General features: G+C 65.9%; 22 protein-coding genes. 3 read left to right on the top strand and 19 right to left on the bottom strand.

Annotated elements, in window-relative coordinates:
- Window positions 1-49: 49 nt before the first annotated feature.
- The 13 genes from ACGFY5_RS07695 to ACGFY5_RS07635 all read right to left on the bottom strand — a co-directional run bounded on the left by ACGFY5_RS07695 (window position 50) and on the right by ACGFY5_RS07635 (window position 11972).
- Window positions 50-772 (bottom strand): ABC transporter ATP-binding protein, encoded by a 723-nt coding sequence (locus ACGFY5_RS07695; protein ID WP_392718420.1) that lies wholly within the window; start codon window positions 770-772, stop codon window positions 50-52.
- Window positions 759-1496: an ABC transporter ATP-binding protein gene (locus ACGFY5_RS07690; RefSeq protein WP_392718418.1), complete on the bottom strand. Its 738-nt coding sequence runs from the start codon at window positions 1494-1496 to the stop codon at window positions 759-761. Before ACGFY5_RS07690 ends, ACGFY5_RS07695 begins: the two co-directional genes overlap by 14 nt.
- Entirely contained in the window at window positions 1493-2545 is a 1053-nt protein-coding gene (locus ACGFY5_RS07685; RefSeq protein ID WP_392718415.1) for a branched-chain amino acid ABC transporter permease, read from the bottom strand. The genes ACGFY5_RS07690 and ACGFY5_RS07685 overlap by 4 nt, the downstream gene beginning before the upstream one ends.
- Before the next feature lie 51 nt (window positions 2546-2596).
- The gene (locus ACGFY5_RS07680; protein ID WP_392718413.1) at window positions 2597-3814 is read right to left on the bottom strand and encodes an ABC transporter substrate-binding protein; all 1218 of its coding nucleotides are present in this window, start codon (window positions 3812-3814) and stop codon (window positions 2597-2599) included.
- Window positions 3815-4022: 208 nt separating this feature from the next.
- Entirely contained in the window at window positions 4023-4787 is a 765-nt protein-coding gene (locus ACGFY5_RS07675) for an N-acyl homoserine lactonase family protein (RefSeq protein WP_392718411.1), read from the bottom strand.
- Window positions 4788-4812: 25 nt separating this feature from the next.
- Entirely contained in the window at window positions 4813-5466 is a 654-nt protein-coding gene (locus tag ACGFY5_RS07670) for a TetR/AcrR family transcriptional regulator (RefSeq protein ID WP_392718409.1), read from the bottom strand.
- Between the two features lie 91 nt (window positions 5467-5557).
- On the bottom strand, window positions 5558-6418 hold the full coding sequence (locus tag ACGFY5_RS07665; RefSeq protein WP_392718407.1) for a branched-chain amino acid ABC transporter permease: 861 nt from the start codon (window positions 6416-6418) through the stop codon (window positions 5558-5560).
- Window positions 6419-6452: 34 nt separating this feature from the next.
- Window positions 6453-7589, bottom strand: a complete 1137-nt coding sequence (locus tag ACGFY5_RS07660) for a MaoC family dehydratase N-terminal domain-containing protein (protein WP_392718405.1) — start codon at window positions 7587-7589, stop codon at window positions 6453-6455.
- 170 nt (window positions 7590-7759) lie between these two features.
- On the bottom strand, window positions 7760-8377 hold the full coding sequence (locus ACGFY5_RS07655) for a hypothetical protein (RefSeq protein ID WP_392718403.1): 618 nt from the start codon (window positions 8375-8377) through the stop codon (window positions 7760-7762).
- 7 nt (window positions 8378-8384) lie between these two features.
- Window positions 8385-8801 (bottom strand): cupin domain-containing protein, encoded by a 417-nt coding sequence (locus tag ACGFY5_RS07650; RefSeq protein WP_392718401.1) that lies wholly within the window; start codon window positions 8799-8801, stop codon window positions 8385-8387.
- A gap of 4 nt (window positions 8802-8805) precedes the next feature.
- The gene (locus ACGFY5_RS07645) at window positions 8806-9642 is read right to left on the bottom strand and encodes a mycofactocin-coupled SDR family oxidoreductase (protein ID WP_392718399.1); all 837 of its coding nucleotides are present in this window, start codon (window positions 9640-9642) and stop codon (window positions 8806-8808) included.
- Window positions 9643-10039: 397 nt separating this feature from the next.
- Window positions 10040-11200 carry a PucR family transcriptional regulator gene (locus ACGFY5_RS07640; protein WP_392718397.1) on the bottom strand — a complete coding sequence of 387 codons (1161 nt, stop codon included), beginning with the start codon at window positions 11198-11200 and terminating at the stop codon, window positions 10040-10042.
- A gap of 157 nt (window positions 11201-11357) precedes the next feature.
- Window positions 11358-11972, bottom strand: a complete 615-nt coding sequence (locus tag ACGFY5_RS07635) for a TetR family transcriptional regulator (protein ID WP_392718395.1) — start codon at window positions 11970-11972, stop codon at window positions 11358-11360.
- Window positions 11973-12054: 82 nt separating this feature from the next.
- On the opposite strand from ACGFY5_RS07635, the gene ACGFY5_RS07630 reads away from it, so the two are divergent.
- Window positions 12055-12708: an NAD(P)-dependent oxidoreductase gene (locus tag ACGFY5_RS07630; protein ID WP_392718393.1), complete on the top strand. Its 654-nt coding sequence runs from the start codon at window positions 12055-12057 to the stop codon at window positions 12706-12708.
- Between the two features lie 45 nt (window positions 12709-12753).
- Here the strand turns inward: ACGFY5_RS07630 and ACGFY5_RS07625 are convergent, their stop codons facing one another.
- The 6 genes from ACGFY5_RS07625 to ACGFY5_RS07600 form a co-directional block, all read right to left on the bottom strand.
- On the bottom strand, window positions 12754-13167 hold the full coding sequence (locus ACGFY5_RS07625) for a VOC family protein (RefSeq protein ID WP_392718391.1): 414 nt from the start codon (window positions 13165-13167) through the stop codon (window positions 12754-12756).
- Window positions 13164-13595 (bottom strand): VOC family protein, encoded by a 432-nt coding sequence (locus ACGFY5_RS07620; RefSeq protein WP_392718389.1) that lies wholly within the window; start codon window positions 13593-13595, stop codon window positions 13164-13166. Before ACGFY5_RS07620 ends, ACGFY5_RS07625 begins: the two co-directional genes overlap by 4 nt.
- A 9-nt stretch (window positions 13596-13604) precedes the next feature.
- The gene (locus ACGFY5_RS07615) at window positions 13605-14060 is read right to left on the bottom strand and encodes a helix-turn-helix transcriptional regulator (protein WP_392718387.1); all 456 of its coding nucleotides are present in this window, start codon (window positions 14058-14060) and stop codon (window positions 13605-13607) included.
- 501 nt (window positions 14061-14561) lie between these two features.
- Window positions 14562-15626 (bottom strand): Fic family protein, encoded by a 1065-nt coding sequence (locus ACGFY5_RS07610; RefSeq protein ID WP_392718385.1) that lies wholly within the window; start codon window positions 15624-15626, stop codon window positions 14562-14564.
- Between the two features lie 409 nt (window positions 15627-16035).
- Window positions 16036-16179, bottom strand: a complete 144-nt coding sequence (locus ACGFY5_RS07605) for a type II toxin-antitoxin system RelE/ParE family toxin (RefSeq protein ID WP_392718383.1) — start codon at window positions 16177-16179, stop codon at window positions 16036-16038.
- Window positions 16180-16192: 13 nt separating this feature from the next.
- Window positions 16193-16591, bottom strand: a complete 399-nt coding sequence (locus tag ACGFY5_RS07600; RefSeq protein WP_392718381.1) for a type II toxin-antitoxin system Phd/YefM family antitoxin — start codon at window positions 16589-16591, stop codon at window positions 16193-16195.
- Between the two features lie 119 nt (window positions 16592-16710).
- Between ACGFY5_RS07600 and ACGFY5_RS07595 the strand changes: the two genes are divergently transcribed.
- Both ACGFY5_RS07595 and ACGFY5_RS07590 read left to right on the top strand, forming a co-directional pair.
- On the top strand, window positions 16711-17874 hold the full coding sequence (locus ACGFY5_RS07595) for a Shedu anti-phage system protein SduA domain-containing protein (RefSeq protein ID WP_392718379.1): 1164 nt from the start codon (window positions 16711-16713) through the stop codon (window positions 17872-17874).
- A complete protein-coding gene (locus ACGFY5_RS07590) occupies window positions 17871-18191 on the top strand; it encodes a hypothetical protein (protein ID WP_392718377.1) in 321 nt (106 codons plus the stop codon). Before ACGFY5_RS07595 ends, ACGFY5_RS07590 begins: the two co-directional genes overlap by 4 nt.
- The last annotated feature ends 257 nt before the right edge of the window (window positions 18192-18448 follow it).

Raw genomic sequence — 18448 nt, 5'->3', positions numbered from 1 at the left:
GGCGCCCGGAGCGGGTGTCGCGGGAACGGTCTGTGGAGAACGGCTGGTCTCAGCCCTTGTCGTTGGCCACGCCGAGGTAGACCTCCCAGAGGTTGTCCATCTCGGCGATACTGCTCAGCGGAGCCCGATGGGTGATGCGGCCCTCGGTCAGGACGTACCCGGTGCCGCTGTCCGGCAGGTAGGACGGCAAGACCTGCTCGACCAGCACGACACCCTTGCCGTCGGCAACGATGCGCCCGAGTGCGGTCAGCACGGTGGAGAACACTCCGGGCGCCAGTCCGGTGCTCGGCTCGTCGAGCAGAACCACTCGCGGATCCGACATGAGCGCGCGACCGATAGCGACCATCTGTTGCTCGCCACCGCTGAGCGTTCCGGCCAGCTGCGTACGGCGGTTGCCGAGCACCGGGAACAGATCGAGCACGTAGTGCTCCAGTTCGGCCCGGCGTCGCCGGGCCGCGCCCCGGCAGCCGAGGTCGAGGTTCTCGATCACGCTCATCCGGGGGAACAACTGGCGTCCCTCCGGCACGTGCGCGATGCCCTGCCGGGCGACCTCGTGGGTCGGCGCGGCGGAGACGTCCGCGCCGCCGATCGCCACCCGGCCGGACGTGACGTCGCACATCCGGGAGATCGCCCGCAGGAGGGTCGTCTTGCCGGCGCCGTTCGGGCCGAGGAACAGCACCATCTCCCCGGCATCGCAGCTGAAGGACAGGTCCCGGACCACCGAGATCCGGCCGTACCCTGCCGTCAAGTTTTCGATCTCAAGCAGACTCATCGGACACCTGTCCCAGGTAGGCCTTGGCCACGGCTTCGTCCGCCAGGACCTCGTCAACGGTCCCCCGGGCCAGCACCTGGCCGAACGAGAGGACAACCGCACGCGAGCACAGCCTGCGGACGAACTCGACGCTGTGCTCGACGACGATCACGGCGCAGCCAGTCGCGGCCAGTCTCGCCACCATCGCGGAGATCGCCTCCCGCTCCCCGTGATCCAGACCGGAAGCGACCTCGTCGAGCAGCAGCACCTTCGGCGCGACCGCCACTGCCCGGCACATCTCGAGCATCTTCAGTGAATGCAGGTCCAGACGGCCGATCTGGGCCCGAGGATCGAGCGAGAACTCCTGGCAGTGCCGCTGGACCGAGTCCGCCTGCACCGTCGACCGGTTCTTCGGCCGTCCGTAGCGGGCGGCCAGGCCGACCGCCTCCTCGACCGTCACCTCGTCGAACTGCCGTGGGATCTGGAACGTCGCGGCCACCCCGGTCTGCACCCGGCGCCGGAGCGAGCCGGCGGTGACGTCCCGTCCGTCGACGAAGATACGGCCGGAGGTCGGGCGGTGCCGTCCGGCGAGCACATTGAACAACGTCGTCTTGCCGGCCCCGTTGGGGCCGATCAGCGCCAGGACCTCACCGGCATTGACGTGCAGGTTCACGTCGTCGAGAGCCTGCAGCCCCTGGAAACGCTTGGACAGCCCCTCGGCCCGGAGAACCGGCTCGCCGCTCACGACGCGTCCACCTTCCGGGTCCAGGCGCTCGGACGCGCGGCCAGCCGGGTCTGCAGCTTCTCGGGCAACCAGCGGATGGCCGTGCCGACGAGGCCCTGCGGCATGAACAGGATGACCAGCAACAAGACGAGCCCGTTGACGATGATCGAGAGGCCGGGCGGCAGGCCGGAGTCATGAATACGCTGCGCCAGCGCCTGCCACACGATCGCGCCGACCACCGCGCCCCAGAGCAGTCCGCTGCCGCCCAGGAGTGTGGTCAGCACGGCCAGCACGGCGAAATTCAAGTCGAATGCCGTGTCCGGGTCGATGAAGGTGTTCGAGGCCACGTACACCGCCCCGAACGCACCGATCATCGGGGCTCCGGCGGTGAAGGCGATGACCTTCACCCGCGTCGTCGGCACCCCGATCGCCGCCGCGGCCGACTCGTCGATGGCGAGCATCCGGAGCGCGCTACCGATCGGCCGCTGGTCGAAGTAGAAGTGCACGGCGATTGCGACGGCCGTGATTCCGATGCCCCAGTAGAGCGCCGTCTGCGCGGTCGGGCTGTTCTCGATCGGCACGTACTGCCCGGAACTCCCACCCGGAAAGAACGCGTTGCCGGCGACTCGCAGACCTTCGGAAGCGGCCAGCGTCAGGATCGCGAAGTACGGTCCGCGGGCCCGGAAGGCCGGCGTCAGCAGTATCGAGCAGATCGTGGCCGCCGCCGCCCCGACGAGCACGTCCACCCAGAACGGCGCACCGGGAACAGAGATGAGCATGGCGGTCGCGGCGTATGCTCCCAGGCCGAACATCATCGGATGGGCGAACGAGTGCTGGCCGCCGAGCCCGCCGATCAGGTTCCAGGTGACGGCAAACGTGACGACCATCAACGTCGTCAGCCAATAGCTCGCTCCGAACGGGTCGCCGGAGGCCGCAACCAGCACGGTGACGACGAGCAATACGGCGACACCTGCGCCGGTTCCCCGCACCGAGTGGAACCGACCGACCGGCGCACCGGCCCGCCGAGGCGGGTGGTGTTCCACCTCGCGCTGCAGAGCACTGGTAGTCATTTTTGGTGATCCCTCCTCGGTCGGTGGTCCTCGACGCCGGACGCCGGTCGGTCAGGACGCGCTGCCGAGGTAGCCGATGAGCTTCGTCCCGGAGGTCGCCTGCTCAGCGGGCAGGATGACCTTGGCCGTGCCGCCCTGCATCTGCAGCAGGTAGAGCGACTTGAACTCCAGCTGGCCGTTCGAGCCGAACGTGACCGGGCCGTAGACCGTGTCGGTGCTCTGCAGGTTCGCCAGAGCTTTCCGCAGGTTGTCGCGGGTCAGTTCGGCCGGCTTCAACGTCTTCAGCGCCGCCACGAGGATCTGCGCCGCCTGGTACCCGCCGGGCCCCATCTGGCCCGGCGTCTCGCCGTACTTGGCCTTGTAGGCGTTGAGGAAGTCGGCGTTCGCCTTCGTCGGCGAGCCCGGCCACCACTGCGTCCCGACGAGTACGCCTTCGGTGAGGGTGCCGACCGCCGCCGTCACGGTCGGATCGATGAGCGGGTTGCCCTCGCCGTAGAGATTCGTGGGCTTGAGATTGATCTGCTGCATGTTCGAGAGCAGCGTTTTGGCCTCGTCCGGGTTGACCGCCAGCCAGATCGTGTCCGGGTTCTGCGCCTTGACCTTGGTCAGGGTCGACGCGTAGCTGGACTGCGTCGCCTGGATCTTCTCGTCGCTCACGATCGAGAACCCGGCGTCCGAGGCCTGCTCGGCGACGTGAGCCGCGGAGGCGGTGGCGAACGGCGAGTCGAGGTAGATCAGCGCCACTCGCTTCGGCGTCATCTGCTTGTTCTTGACCGCTGTCAGGAACGTCTGATCTTCGGTCTGGGTACCCAGCGGATACGTGTTGAACAGGTACTTGAATCCGCGGTCGACGGCGGCGGGGGTCGAGAGTTCAGCCTGGATGTTGGGAATCCGGGCCTTCTCCAGCGCCGCCGACGACGGCATCCCGATGCTGGAGCCAAAGCTCCCGATCACGGCGACGGTCTTCTTGTCGCCGGCCAGCTGCGTCGCCACGGTAACCGCTGTCGACGGCGTGCCGGTGTCGTCGACCACGTTCAGGTGGATCTTCCGGCCGTCGATACCGCCGGCCGCGTTGGCCTGGTCGATTCCCAGCTTGATCCCGTTGGCGAGCACCGTTCCCGCTGAAGCGAGCTTTCCGCTCAGCGGCGCGTAGACGCCGATTTCGATGTCACCCGAGGTGGAGGCAGCGCCCCCGCCCGACCCACAGGCCGCGACCGCGCTGGACAACACGACCGCCGAAGCCAGCACCGTTGCTGCTCGTCTTAACATGACGCCTCACCCTCACAGGAAGTCTGTCGACCGACCAGTCGGTCGGGCTCAGTTTCAGTACCTGTCCACACGCTGTCAATACTCGATTCGGCGGGTCGAAAATCCGCATTTTGCAGCGGATAGGCAGACCGGAACCCGCTTCCGCCCTCACCCGGGCATGCAGGCAGGAACGTCTGTCGAAACTCAGACCGACAACTCGATCGACTGGTCAGTCGAAGATTTGGCCCAGCACGCTGGCGTCATGGCTGGGCAACACGACGTCCGCGGCAGCCGTCAGGCGGGTCATGCTCGCGTAGAACTCGTCGAGATTGACGTGGACGCCGGGCGGGATCCAGTCCTCGAGCGTCCGCCCGGACCAGGATGCTTGGAGCGGCAGATTGTCCGAGGCGATGGCGACCACTCCGGAGTCGGTGGTCACCAGGGTCGCCTGGGTACCCGGGCTGTGGCCGGGCGTCTTCATCAGGAGACAGTCCTTGAACAGCTTGAAGTCCCCGTCGATCACCTTGACGTTGCGATAGCCGCGGTCGAAGGCCGGCAGCAGCCGGTGGAGCACGGTGGCGTCGTAGAGCCCCGCGTGGGCCGGGTACGGAGCGGCCGCGTAGGCCAGTTCCGCGCGCTGGATGAAGATGTCCGCACCGGGAAACAATTCGAGATCCAGGCCGAGACAGTGATCCCAGTGCAAGTGGGTCTGGACCACGACGTCGACGTCCTCCGGCTTGACGCCGAGCCGCTCCAGCGCGGCCAAGGGATGCTGATCCGGCGCCTGGACCAGAGTCCGCCCGTGCCGCTCCTTGACCAGTTCCGGCGTTCCGGGACCGATGTCCACGACGGCCGTGCCGTGCACTGACTGGACCAGCCACAGCACCGCCTGGGTGCAGATGTGCTGTCCGAAGCCCCGCAGGTACTGCTGGCCGGAGTGCTCGACGTCGGTGATGTATCCGCAGTCCAGCGGGATGACACGGGTACTGGCCATGGTTCCTCCTCGAACGTCGGCCCGGTTATCTGGCCCGTTTGCGCGGCTTGGCGTTGACGGCCGCGCCGCTCGGGGCCGCACCCCCCTGGATGCCGCCGAAGATCAGCTCCCACATGAAGGCCGCGACGTCCGCGCCCGAGCCGAACTCCGACGACCGGTACCACTGGTAGCTCCAGTTGCACATGCCAAAGATGGCCCGGCTGACCAGCACGGGATCGAGCTTGCGGATCTCGCCGGCGTCGATGCCTGCCTCGATCACGTCCTCCATCGCCCGGGTGTACTCCACGCGCAGGTCATGGATCAGCTCCCGCTTCGCCGGAGCGAGTTCCGCCTGCTGCTCGTAGAACACTCGGACGTGGCTGGCATTGCCCTCGAGGAACTCGAAGATGTCCTGCATCATCCCGAGCAACTGCAGGCGCGGCGACGACACCAGAGCCGCCCGCGACCGATGTTTGGCAATCACCCGCCGGACGAAGGACTCATGGATGTCGGCCAGGATGTCGGACTTGGACTTGTAGTAGTGATACAGCGTGGGCTTGGCGATGCCCACGGCCTCGGCGATGTCCTCCATCGTCGCCGTGTGGTATCCGGTTCGGGAGAAGAGCACGACCGCAGCGTCCAAGATCTGCGTCCGGCGGGATGTTGCCTCACCTGTGTGTTCCGCGTCGGACTGCATCATCCGGCCGCCCCCTTCTCGTACTCGCTTCCGTGATCGACCGAAAGTAGCCCACCGAGCGGGCCCGTCCGCCCGACGGGCCTGCTCCGTCCCCTCACACCGTTTGCGCCCGGAGCAGACCGGTCGGACGGATCAGCAGGATCCCCACGATCAGCGCGAAGCCGACCAACTGACCGGCCGCATCGCTGATCGCGTACTGGACGAACGACTCGACCACGCCGAGCGCGACCGCAGCGACCAGGACACCACGGAGATTCCCGAGCCCGGCGGCGACCACCACGGTGAAGGCCTTGAAGATCGATTCGAAACCGACCGTGGGAGTGAGGAACGACGTGTCGAGGATGACCAGCGCCGCCCCGGCCGAGAGGACCCCGGCCACCACGCACGCGATCATCGAGACCCGACCGGCATCGATGCCGATCAGCGAGGCTCCGACCCGGTTCTGCGACACGGCCCGGATCTGCCGGCCCGTTCCGGTGCGGTAGAGGAACGCGAACAGCAAGGCCATCAGAACGAGTGCGACCGCGATGTTGACGAGCGTCGTCGTCTGCACCGTGGCGCCGCCCACCGTCAGCTTGTCCTTGCTCACCGGGATCGACTTGGGGGTGGCCGTGTACCGCCACTGGATCAGGCCCTGCAGCACCAGGCCTACCCCGAACGTGGCCAGGATCTGGTTGACCTGGGGGGCGTTCCGCAGGGTTTTGACGATGACGAAATAGAAGAGCAGCCCCAGGATGCCTCCGGCGATCAGTCCGATCGCCGCTGCCACGTAGACGCCGATCCCGGCGGCGGCCATCACGCTGAAGATCGCGTACGAGCCCACCGTCGCGAAGTCGCCCTGGGCGAAGTTCATGATTCCGAACACGCCCAGGAAGACCGACAACCCGAGCGCGAGTTGGGTGTACAGCGCGATGCTGGACAAGCTGTTGAACAGGATCTGCACCGTCGTGGACACTGCATCCCTTCCGTCGTAGGGCTCGGGTGACCCGTCAGCGGGTGCCGCGACGCCGAAGCTCGACCACTGCGCTTCCCTCGGCCGTCAGCTCGTCCGCCTGGTTCACGGCCCGCAACGCGATCCGCACCTCGCCCGACGCGGGGTCGACCGCGGTCACGGTGCCGCTGCACCGGGAGAGGTCACCGAAGATGTCCGGCCGTCGCAGACGGACGGCGTACTGCTTGAGCTCACCCTCGTCGCCCATCCAGTTGGTCACCGGGTGAGCGAGCCAGCCGCACTTCTGCGGACCGTTGCCGTACGCACCCGGCATGCCGATCTCGCGAGCGACCTCGGCGTTCTGGTGACCCAGGCTCGGCAGGACACGCTCCGAGAAGTAGGTCGGGTCGTAGTTGTTGGGCAGTCGCTCGGGCTCGTTGACCGCCCAGTAGCGGTACCACCAGCTCATCTCGTCGGCCTTGTAGCCCGGCGAGCCGATGCAGCCGGCGTAGTAGGCGGTCATCGTGATCTGCTGCAGCGGGCCCTTGAGCACGGACGGAATCGGATCTCCGACCCGCACGTCCTCGACGTAGCGCGTCTCGGCACCACGGATCGGCTCCTCGCGCGCCTCCCGGCCGAGCCGCTCGAAGTCGGCGTCGGTGTACTCCTCGGCCGCACGTGCCTCGTACCGCAGACCCTGATCGGCCCCTGCCCGCGGCACCCGGAAGGTCGAGGCGACAGCCTCGGCCACCAGAGCGTCATCACCGACCCGGAGGTAACTGATGTTGACTCGCTGAATGGCGAAGCGCGGCGCCATGCCTCCGGAGTGGACGGTCGCCGGTCCCATCACTGCCTCGGCCCGGATCCGGTCGTTGCGCCGGACCCGCTGGTGGAAGGTCCACTCCGTACCGGCGTAGATCGGCTGCACGCCCTCGAAGCCCAGACCGATCGCGCCGTCGTATGCGGAGTAGAGGAACGTCGGCGGTGCGATCACGTCCCCGAACACCGATTCTTTGGCGTAGGCCTCGCTGCTCCAGAGGGGGTTCGGGTCGCCGATGCCGTGCGCGTAGTGCCGGATCGTGTCGAGCGTCGCTTCTTCGTTCCACGGCTCGACGCGTAAGCGCATGCCTTCGAGCTGTTGGGCGGCGTCGACCATCTCGTCCGACAACGCGACTTGGTACTCGAGCTGGCTCATCGTGCTCCCCTTCTGATCGGCCGCCGCACCCCGGGCCGTCGCCGACCGTGGGTGCGAAAGACCGCATGCTTCGTCGCTCGATCAACGCTACCGACCGACTAGTCGGTCGTCAACAATTCGAGTTGGTCGTTAATGGTGAAAGTCCAGTTCAGGAGCCTGTGCAGGTCCGACTAGTGGGTCGACTTCGAGCTCTCCACACGCGCTACGATCCGGAACGTCCGGCGCACGTTGGCCACCTGCCAGCGCTGGGTGTAGGCGGACTTCTTCGCGACCGGCACCCCACCGCCGGCGAACGCGGCCAGGGCGTCCGCCGAAGGAAACTCGTAGAGCACGAGGTGCGCGTCGGGCTGACCGTCGTCCAGCGGCACGAACCGGTGACCGACCTCGATGCCGGGATCCAGACTCAGCACGCTGGGCATGTGCTGGGTGTCGTACCAGTCGATCCACTCGTCGCGACGCCCGGGCGGCACCGGGAGCACCACCGACATCAAGTAGTCGCCCAGCGTCTCCAACCGTGCGGACCCTGGCACCTGGACCGGCGTCCCGTCGGCGTCCCGGGCCATCCGGTGCACCTCGTGCAGCGAACGCACGGCGCGCTGCCCGCCGGCCAGTCTTCGGGCCGCCGCCCGGGCGAAACGCGGCTCCTCCAGTTCGAGGAAGACCCATACATCCGCGTTCTCCACGCACCGGTACCTCGCGCCGCGCACGAACCCGGGCAGGTCTCTGGTGACGGTGGCCAGTTCCGGCCCGTCGTCGGTGATCTCGGCGATGACCAGTGTCGACCGCATCAGAACCTCATCTGGCGATCAGGGTCACGGACATGACGCACCCTTCCGGGCCGGCGTTCCAGCCGTGCACCACTCCGTCGACCGTGACCACGTCACCCGCGTCGAGCCGCACTGTCCCGTCTCGCAGGACGAGATCGATCGAGCCGGACAGGACGACGTCGACGTCGACGCTGTGAGTGTGGTGGAGCGGCGCTGCTTGCCCGGGCGTCCAGCGGACGATCCGCTGCTCGATCCCGCCCGGCGGCAGTCCGATGTCGACCAGGGGATGGTTGCAGCAGCCGACCGGCCGGGCACGTCCGTCCGAACGCTCACCCGGGACGCTGCCGCTCGCCGTGGGTGGAAGCCCGGTGTCGACGGTGCTGTCGCGAATCACGTCCGCGCCAGCGCCGACCGCGGACGATACGGTGACGACACGGCTGCTCACGAGGTCAGAACCCGCCAGTGCGCCCGGCGAGAACCGGCAGTTCGATGCCCGTGATCCACTGGCTCTGGTCGCTGAGCAGGTAGGCCACCGCGTAGGAGATGTCCACCGGCTCGACATAGGCGTTGCCGGTCGCGTGGATCGAGGCGAACCTCGGCATGACGTCCTCGAGCGTCGGGTTCGCCTTGTCGGGGTAGTAGAGCCGGTAGACCGCGTCGTTGAGGATCATGTCCGTCCCGACGTTGCTCGGCGAGACGGTGTTGGCGCGGATGTTCTTGTCGGCGTATTCGATCGCGACGGACTTGATCACCGACAGCACCCCGGCCTTGGCCGCCGCGTAGTGCGCGACGTGCATCCCGGTGTGCCGGACGGTACCCGACGTGGTTGCGACGATCCGGCCGAAACCAGCGTCGAGCATGGCGGGCAGCACGGCCCGCGCGGCGTTGAACACACCGGTCAGGTTGACGTCGATCATGGTCTGCCAGGTCTCGGCGTCGAATTCGTGCACCTTTCCGGCCAGCGAGAGGATGCCGGCGTTGGCCACGAGGTAGTCGATCCGGCCGAAATGTTCCAGGCCCTGCGCGGCGGCGGACTTCATCGCCTCCAAGTCCCGCACGTCGGCGATGATCCCGATCGCGTCGACGCCCTCGGCCTTGATCAACCCGACCGTCGTGTCGAGATCCTGCTTGGTGGACGCCTTGTAGGGCACGGTCTCGACCGGAGCACAGATGTCGACCGCGACGATGCTGACGCCTTGCTTGGCGAGCATGACGGCATGCGACCGCCCCTGCCCGCGGGCTGCTCCCGTCACGAAGGCCACTCGATCCGTTCCGAAGGTCAGCACGAGCTGACTCCTTTCCTCTAGGTCACCGGGGTCGTCACCGCAGTGGCGACGGGCCGCCCGACCCGACCACCGGCGGGCAACGCAGAGCGGAGTTGGCCCGTCCGGGCCGGAGCCGGCCGGACGGATCGTCCAGAGAAGGCGGAGTCAGCGCCGCAAACGCCCGACGCGGGCGCGGAACCGTACCCGACCGACCGGTAGGACGGGCACCGGCTAGTGCAGCCCGTGGTCACTCATGGGAGCTCCCGCAGCGTCGCTTCTCTCGGACCTCCGCCACTTTTCTCCGGCGCTTTGAGCAGTGTCAACTGTTCGAGACGGATCTGGAGAATATTCCAAATCGTCGGCCCGAGGCTAGCCGACCGATCAGTCGGTCGGTAGTCTTCGATCGATCGCGACCTGGTTAACTCCGCCGGAGCCGGTACCGCTCCAGCGCCCACCAGACAGCGATGAACGTGGAGTTGTCGCGCAGCGAGACGCCCGTTTCCTGCTCGAACCGTCGGACGCGATAGCGCACCGTGTTCGGGTGAACGAACAGGTCGGCTGCGGCCCGATCAAAACTCAGGTGATTGTTGATGTAGGACCGCACCGTCACGAGGACGTCGGCACCACTGCGTCCGACCGCCAACACCGGCTCGACGTAGCGGGCCAGGAGAGCGTCACCCACGGCGTGGTCGAGCATCACCGCGGAGTGAACCCCGACGGAGTCCAGCCCGTGAACCCCCACCTGATTGAGGGTCGTCGCGGTCTTCAGCGCGCGACCGGCTTCGCGGAACGACGCGGTCAGATCACCGCACGATGCCGGCGGCGCGAAGCCCACCGGAAAAGTGAACCGCTCCGCCGGGAGTTCCCGGACCACGGCCCAGACCTGATCCCCCAGCAGGGCGACTTCACCGATCGCAGGATCCGCATCGATTCCGAGAGCGGTCCGGAACCGACCGACCTCTTCGGCGCCGGTCAGCCGCGTGCGCATGGCGTAGTACTGCGCGTCCGGATCCAACCCCAGTGCGGCGAACCGGTCGCTGACGCCGGAACCGAATCGCGCGGACGCAATGTCGGAGAATAATTCCTCGACCAGAACGTTCCGGCTGACGTGTTCGGCCGTCGAGAGCCAGCGATAGCACTCGGTCGCGGCATCCGACCCCTGGCGCCACCAGGACACCGAGAGCTCGAGGAAGTCCACCAGGACTTCGCGCGGTTGCAGCTCCCGAGCGATTTCCTCGCGCACCCACCCGCACAGGATGTCCAGACCGAGGTGCCACGCAGTGCGCGAGTCCTGCAAGGTCACACCGAAATCGGCCTGCCCCTTGGTCACCGACCAGTAGAGGCGCAGTTCGTCCTTCGTCAGCGATCGGCGATCGACCAGCACCGTACGAAATCCGTTGAGACCGCGCTCGACGTGCGGTCGGAGTTCTACCCGGCTCATTTCCCGGTAGGACGGAAGCTCGGACATTTCCGCAGTGATGCGCTCATCAAGACAACCACGGTTGTCATCAAAAGCCGCATTAAACGCTAACCAGGTTTGTGACGACGTGGAGCGCACGTGCAAGGCTTCTCTGCCCATAACGCCCAGCATAGGACGCCGCTAGCCCAGACCGTTACTCCTTGCGATCTCTGGCACCGATATTCCGTTCAAACCCCCACAACCGTCAGGCCGACCGTCGGCGCGAGCGGACGGGACCCGGCTCGACCGGAGCACGCCGCACGACATCGATCGCGGATTACGGGCGACCCGTGGCGGTGATCTGATCAACGGCCGGCACGTCACGCGACTCGTCGGCCGCGATCTTGACATCGAGCCGCTTCAGGACGTCGTCGACGGTCTCCGCCAACGATCGCGGTTCCGGCTCGGTCAGCCATTCCTCGAGAGCGACGTGGAACACGAGCGCTCCCACCTCGGCATGAAGCGTGGCGCTCACTAGCGATTCGCCGCGGTCGACGAACGCCGCGCGGGCGCCGAGGACGAGGTCGGCGCGCTTGCGCGCGTCGCGGTCACGAAGTGAGTCGTTCTCGTTGACGATTCGCCTCCACGCGGCCGTCCGCTCCTTCTGACCATCGAACCGTGCGGCCACCACCTGATGAAGAACGAGTTTGATGACGTCCATCGGCCGCAGCTCGGGCGGTGCTTCGCGGATGAGGGCCGCCGCCGCGTCGGGGACCTCGCTTCCGCCGAAGATCACCTCGCGTTTGTCCGCGAAATACCGGAAGAACGTCCTTGTGGTCAGGCCGGCGCGTGCCGTGATCTGCGGCACGGTCGTCGCCGTGTACCCCTGGTCGGAGAACAGCTCCAACGCCGCTCGTTCGAGCCTGCTGCGCGCATCAGGAGCCCATCGCATGGATCGATCGTAAGCGATGACACGACGTGTCATAGTGGGGCTGATGACATGACGTGTCATCACTACTCACGGAAGAAACCCAATGAGCCCTCAGAAGACGTTCCTCGTGTTCGGCGCGACCGGACAGACCGGCAAACACTTCACCTCGATCGCGCTGGATGACGGGCACCGGGTCAGGGCGCTGGTACGCAACCCCGGCAAGGTCGCGAGCGACAGCCCGAACCTCGAGATCCACCAGGGATCCATCACCGACGACCTCGATCTTGACCGGCTCGTCGACGGCGTCGACGCCGTCATCTGCCTGCTGGGCGACGCAGGGATGCAGAGATCGCAGAAGATCAACACGGCATTCGTGCGGAACCTCGTTCCCGCTCTACGGCGCGCCGGGGTCGCGCGATTCGCTTACCAGGCCGGCGGCCTCAGCGCCCCGCCCGGCCGACGACTGCCGCCGCACCTCTGGGCCATTCGGAACAGCATCGCCCGCAGCTACATCGGCCAGCACGAGGACAACGAAGCGGTCATGCGATACCTCGCCGACGAGGCGATGGACATCGAGTGGGTCGTCCACCGCGCGGGAATCGGCTCGGACGGCCCGTCGAAAGGTGTCCTCGAACGGTCCGGCAAAGCCATCAGCATCGCGACGTTCGTCGACTGCGCTTCCTACACTTACCGCCTCGTTGCGGACTCGACGGCGATCCACACCTGCGACCCGAGTGCCTACCGAAGGGTCCGGTGAACCAGGCGCCATTGCCCGTTCGTTCCGCAGGTCATCGTCGTAGGCTTAGTGAGTCATAGTTCGGCTGCGGGCCGTCTGGACGACCTGGAGTACGTTCCGGTCGGGGTCTCGGAATCGGAACATAGGTGGCACCTCGGCGCCGACGCGCAGGATCTCGGCGTCGACGTCCACGCCGAGATTGCGGAGCCGAACGTGTTCACCGACTACGTCGGTACAGGCGAGATTGATGTTCGTCTCCCCGCCGGCGGTGCCCCACATTCCGCCTCGGGGAACGGCGAGCGCGATGGTCGTCGCCGCATCAGTGGGAGCCACCTCGACCCATCGGAAGGCCGGGCCTGGGGAAAAGTCGGCCCGGAGGCGGAAGCCCAGCGTGCCGACGTAGAAGGCGATGGACCGGTCGTGGTCGGTGATGGGAACGACGACACTCGCCACGGACTCGATCGTGCTCGGACCGCTCATGAGTGCTCCCCGTCGGCGGGCGGAACGGTGGTTTCGATGAGGACGATCCAGTTTCCGGAGTTGTCCCGGCAAACCGCCTCGACCCCATACGGACGTCGACTCGGTTCCTGGACGAATTCGACGCCTTTCGCTACCAGGTCTCGGTAAGTGCGGGCACAATCGTCGACGTTGAACCCCAGACCACGCCAACCACCTGCCCGCTGAGCCTCGCGGAGCGCGTCGGCGAGGTCGGGTGGCAGCGGAGGCCCGAACTCGACCAAGCTGAGAAGCAACTCGGGTTGACGCGGGTGACCGACGGTGCACCAGCGGAATCCGTCATCGAGCGTGACGTCGTCACGGAGTTCGAAGCCGAGCACGTCGGTGTAGAAGTCGAGTCCCGCCTGCTGGTCCTGGACGAAGACGTTGACGATGGCGACATTGGTAATCACGGACCGAAACTACGAGGCCGAGGCGCGCTCTCGCTTCTCCTGCGTGACTCTGTCGGCGCCGACCACCCCGTCGCGGGCAGACCGCATCAAGATTTCGCAGCCGGGGATCCGCGGCTGGGTCGCTGCGCTCCAGCGGCGCTGGAATGCCGACGGCGTCTCGCCGAACCTCTGGGCGAAAGCCGTTGAGAACGACCCAATCGAGGTGAAACCTACGTTGTGACACACCTCGGTCACGGTCAGATTGGCGAAACGCAGCAGATCCTGCGCCCTCTCGAGGCGCCGCAGGCTCAAATACGCTCCGGGTGTCACTCCGTACTGGCGGGCGAACTCGCGCACCAGGTGCGATCTCGACATGAGCGCCGCGGCGGCGATGTCGTCCAGGCGCAACTCCGAGTCAGCGAACCGGCGGTCGATGAAGTCGCGCGCGCGACGCAGGTGAACTGCCGAATCGGTCCGTCGTCTCACGAACCAGATCGTGACACGAAACCCGAACGGGGTCTCAGTCAACCTCGTCCAACCAGCGGCAACCGACTCCGTCGCCGGCTCCGCGCCCCTGATGACGGCTTCCCCGCGTGTCACCGGGTTCGTCGCTCTGCGGGGTCGGTGGTTGCAGGCCTGTCCTGCTGCCCGAGGCGCCATTGCCGGTCCGTTTCCGCAGGTCAACACCAAAGTCCTAACGATCGACGCTGACCTCGTCCCGCGATACAGGCGATGCCTCGATCGGATTGGCCAGCCCGTGTTCGCGGATCAGCACCGCGAGCGCCCCAACCACTGCTTCGCACTGCGTCGTTCCCAGGGCTGCCGCCACCCCCCACTGCAGCGGCGGACACCAGGGATCCCCCAACCCGGCCGCCCCTCGGCCGCAGCTGTTCAACCGTCGCCCTCCAGCGCGCCAGCAAACACCAATCGACACCGTTAGAACACGTCACCCGCGGCGGTTCCGGCGTCGCTCCGCTGCATACGGAGTCAGCCCCAAGCGCGGGCGATCCGGGCCCCGAGTTCGTCGAGTTCCTGGAGGATCAGCGTTGCCCCCCAGATCTGCTCACGTTTCCGGTTGGTCAGCGGACGGAGCACTCCGGCCTTGTCCAGACGCTCGATCGCGGCATAGACGCTGCTAAGCGGCGCACCGGTGGCCGCCGCGACGTCGTCGGCCGCGACCACTGGCTGCGCCGGCAGGATCGCCAACAGCTTCGCCGCCGCGCTTCCCGCCCGTACCCGTCCCACGACGTCGGACCACTCCAGTGAAATCTCCATCAGTCGCTGAACCGTCGTTCGCGACTCGGCCGCCGCGATCCGCGAAGCCAGCGCGAAGTCCCGGACGATCGGCTCCACATCCCCGTCCCGGTAGGCGCCGAGGTGGTCGAAGTATCGTTCCCGCCGAGCCACCAGCGCCGACGCCAAGGGCACGACCACGCGCGTGGTGGCTCGACGCCGACGCAGGATGGCGTTGATCAGCGCCCGGCCGATGCGCCCGTTTCCGTCGGTGAATGGATGGATCGACTCGAACTGGGCGTGGGAGATCGCCGCCTGGGCAAGCGTGGGCAGGTCATCGCGGTTGGCGAACCGCAGCAGGTCATCGACGTATGACTCGACCAGATCCGGCGGTGGGGGCACGAAGAGCGCGTTCCGCGGCGAATGATCGCTGCCGCCGATCCAGTTCTGCATGTCGCGCCAGCGCCCGGCGTAGTCGCGTTCGGTCGGATCGTCAGCCATCAACGCGGCGTGGGCGGCCAACAACGAATCGGCGTCGATCCGCTCCCGTCCGTCGATTTGGGTCAGTAGTGCTCCGAGCGCCGAAGTGGCCGCGGCCATTGACGTCGCCGAGGCGTTGGCCCGGCTTCCGTGCAGCGCCCGTGCGTAGTCGTCCAGGCTCGCCTCGACCGACTCGATTTTCGAGGACGCCATGGACTCCGTCCGTAGTAGCAGCACTCCCAGTGCCCCGAGGTCCTCACCGTGGGCCTGGTCGAGCGCGGCGATCTCGCGCAGCGCGTCTTCACCCTGGGCGATCGCCGAAGCGGGCAGGGCGTTCACGACCGGCAGGCCAGCGATGTTCGGCGGAAGGGAGACCGTAACTTCGGACAGGATTCGATCGGCCTTGGGTCCAGCACGCTGGGATTGCCGCCACGGGCGCACCTCGCGCCGATGCGGTGGCCAGGTTGTCAAGGCACCTCCTACTCGGAATAAGGCTATCACTATTCCGAGTTATCCCGCTAACTCGGAATAGTGAGGGAGCAGTTCCGAGTGGGGACCACGACCAGAGAGGCGGGACGGAGACCGGTCCGCGTCGGGGTGGGGCGGGTGGGGCTCCCACGACCAAGCGATTATGAGGACTCTCGGGTGTAGCGCTGCGCGGACCAGCGAAGACGCAGGCCGGCGCGCACCGTAGAGCGTCGAATACTCTGCTGTTGCGAGCGCCGTTGAGTCCACAGGGAGAACGGCCTCAAGTTCGGTAGGCATCCCGCCTGTGCGCAACGTCGACCACCGTGACAATGCGGGCCTTGTCGTCGATGCGGTACAGGATTCGGTATGTACCCCGGCGAGCGCTGTACCGGTCATCCAGTGGGGGCAGCAGTTGCTTGCCCATCCGGTATGGGTTCTCACACAGCGGGCCGGTCATGAACTCGTACGCAGCGACGGCCACCGCCTCCGGTAACCGTTGCGCAAGGGCTCGCCGCACCGATGGCGCGGTCCGAAGCGTGTACCGCCCGCTGGCGGCTCCGGTCACGAGACCGCGCGGCGCTGGGCATCACCGCAGCCAGCTCGTCTTCCGAGACTCCCTCGCCACGCGCCAACTCGGCGTCCGCCTCCGCCAACCGACGGAGCGTCGCCGGATCCCCGAGGACTTCGAGGGTCGCTTCGAGCCGCTCCAGGTCCTCGACCGCGATGAGCACCGCCGAGGGCCGGCCATGCACGGTGACCGTCACCCTCTCGTGGTGGTCGTGCACACGCCCGACCAGCTCCGACAGGTAAGTCTTCACCTCAGCCAGCGGCACCATCGTCATGACCATAAAACATGTTTACCTAGCGCCGAAGTCGGTGCCCTTCCGTCCCAATCGGGACGGGTATTGCAGCCATTAGCCTGTCGCAAGCCCACCCATCCAGCAGAATGAACTTCATGGGATACCGTTCAGGATTCACCCTACGGCAGCTCCTTAAAGAGTCACGACCGCTGACCAAATGCCAAGACACCTTGGAATATATCGACGCGGCGATCGAATTCATGCAACCCGAAGGGAGCGGCGGAGGTTATCAGCGCGGCGCGCGGCTAGTCCAGTTCCTTCGGCGTGCCTCACTCACCGCGTTATCACACGAGGAGGCAACGTTAGCTGAACGCCTTGCGGACTTCGCCGACTATGCCGAGGGAAAAATTCCGCTCACCGTCCTCGAGGTCTACTACGTTCCAAAGCAGCGCACAGCAGCCGATAACATGGTTCAGCTGACGATAAAAGAGGGCGCTCGTCGTGTCGCGGAAGGACTTGATGAGTTTCTTGCTGAACGTAGTGGTGCCGATACAGCAGACATCCAAGACTGGATTCGGGGTTTAATCAAAGCGACGGACCATCTGTCCATCGGCTCGGGCCGAGGCGGGATAAGCCTGCCTCGAAGTGGCCACGACCACCTAATCTTTCTTAGCCGCGTAGAGCTGCTATTTGAAGAGGTAGGCGACTCTTCGCTAGACGAGATACTAGCCTGGCCGCACGCTAAGGCCATCGCCCACCTGATCGAGGTCAAATCACGCCAGGAGGCTCTCGACAAATTACGACGATCCATTTCTGATCCCGACAGCACCGAGCACGATATTCATCGCTGTCTAGCCGGGAACTATTGGATGTTCGGCGGGACCTACATGCGTGAGTTGGACACGCGCCGTCTCCGATCCGATGCGGTTGTCGATATCCCGCTGCTGCGCGGCGACGGAGCCCTGCATATTGTCGAGCTCAAGAAGGCGAATGTTGCGGGCCTTCTGACTCGGTACGGAAGCCAGACCATGCTTGGCGGCGCGATTCATCGAGCAGTGTCCCAAATGCAAAACTATCTTCAAATACTGGATGAGGACCGCGATCGCATCCTTCGGGATCACGGGATCGATAGTCGACGCGCTTTTGGAACGGTCGTGATCGGGTCCGTCGACTTCGTCAAGGCTGGCCCTGCGGGCGAGGCACTAGAAGAGAAACTGCGCACCTACAATAGCCACCTGAGTAGGATTGAGGTTATTACCTACGACACTTTGATAGCTTCGGCAGAACGCGCACTAGACCTTGCTTCGGAGCGGACATGACAAATCTCGATCCCTACGAACTACTTGCGATCAACTGCGGGGTAAGTGCCAGGGAAGGTGACTTCTTGCGCGCGTTCGAGAACAGGTATGGCGAGCTCATGGTTTTCTACCAGAAATGGGGAACTCCCGCTGGGACCCTCTATCATAGCGATATGGGGTGGGAGGGAATTCCTGTCGATGATAACGCAATATCGTTCGATAAGACTCTGCCGGGCTCGGTAATAACTGTCGGTGGCTGGATACTGAACGTCGAGGAAGCCGGCTGGCTAGCGCGATGCATTCTTGCTACGAGCGAGATGCGGCAGCGTAGACGTTGATTGGCCACCCACGAAATTGCGGATCGATCTAGACCATCCAACAGGTCGGCCGACGGCGCAGCGCGTGCTGTCGCTGTCCGACGTAACGGTTCGGCTGCCGTCACGGGCCACAGCCAACAAGTAGAAAGTGCGCCCTCCGACCACTCGGCCACGACGCTCCCGGCTACCTCCGGACAAGACCAAGTCTCTGGCGGCAGTATTCACGGGCGGCCTGACGGGCACGATCCTGGCCCCGATCCGACCGACATGGCCGCCTA

This window comes from Cryptosporangium sp. NPDC048952, from assembly GCF_043197895.1.
GTDB lineage: Bacteria > Actinomycetota > Actinomycetes > Mycobacteriales > Cryptosporangiaceae > Cryptosporangium.
Note: the sequence above shows the minus strand (reverse complement) of the source record. Positions and strands in the feature narration are given on the sequence as shown.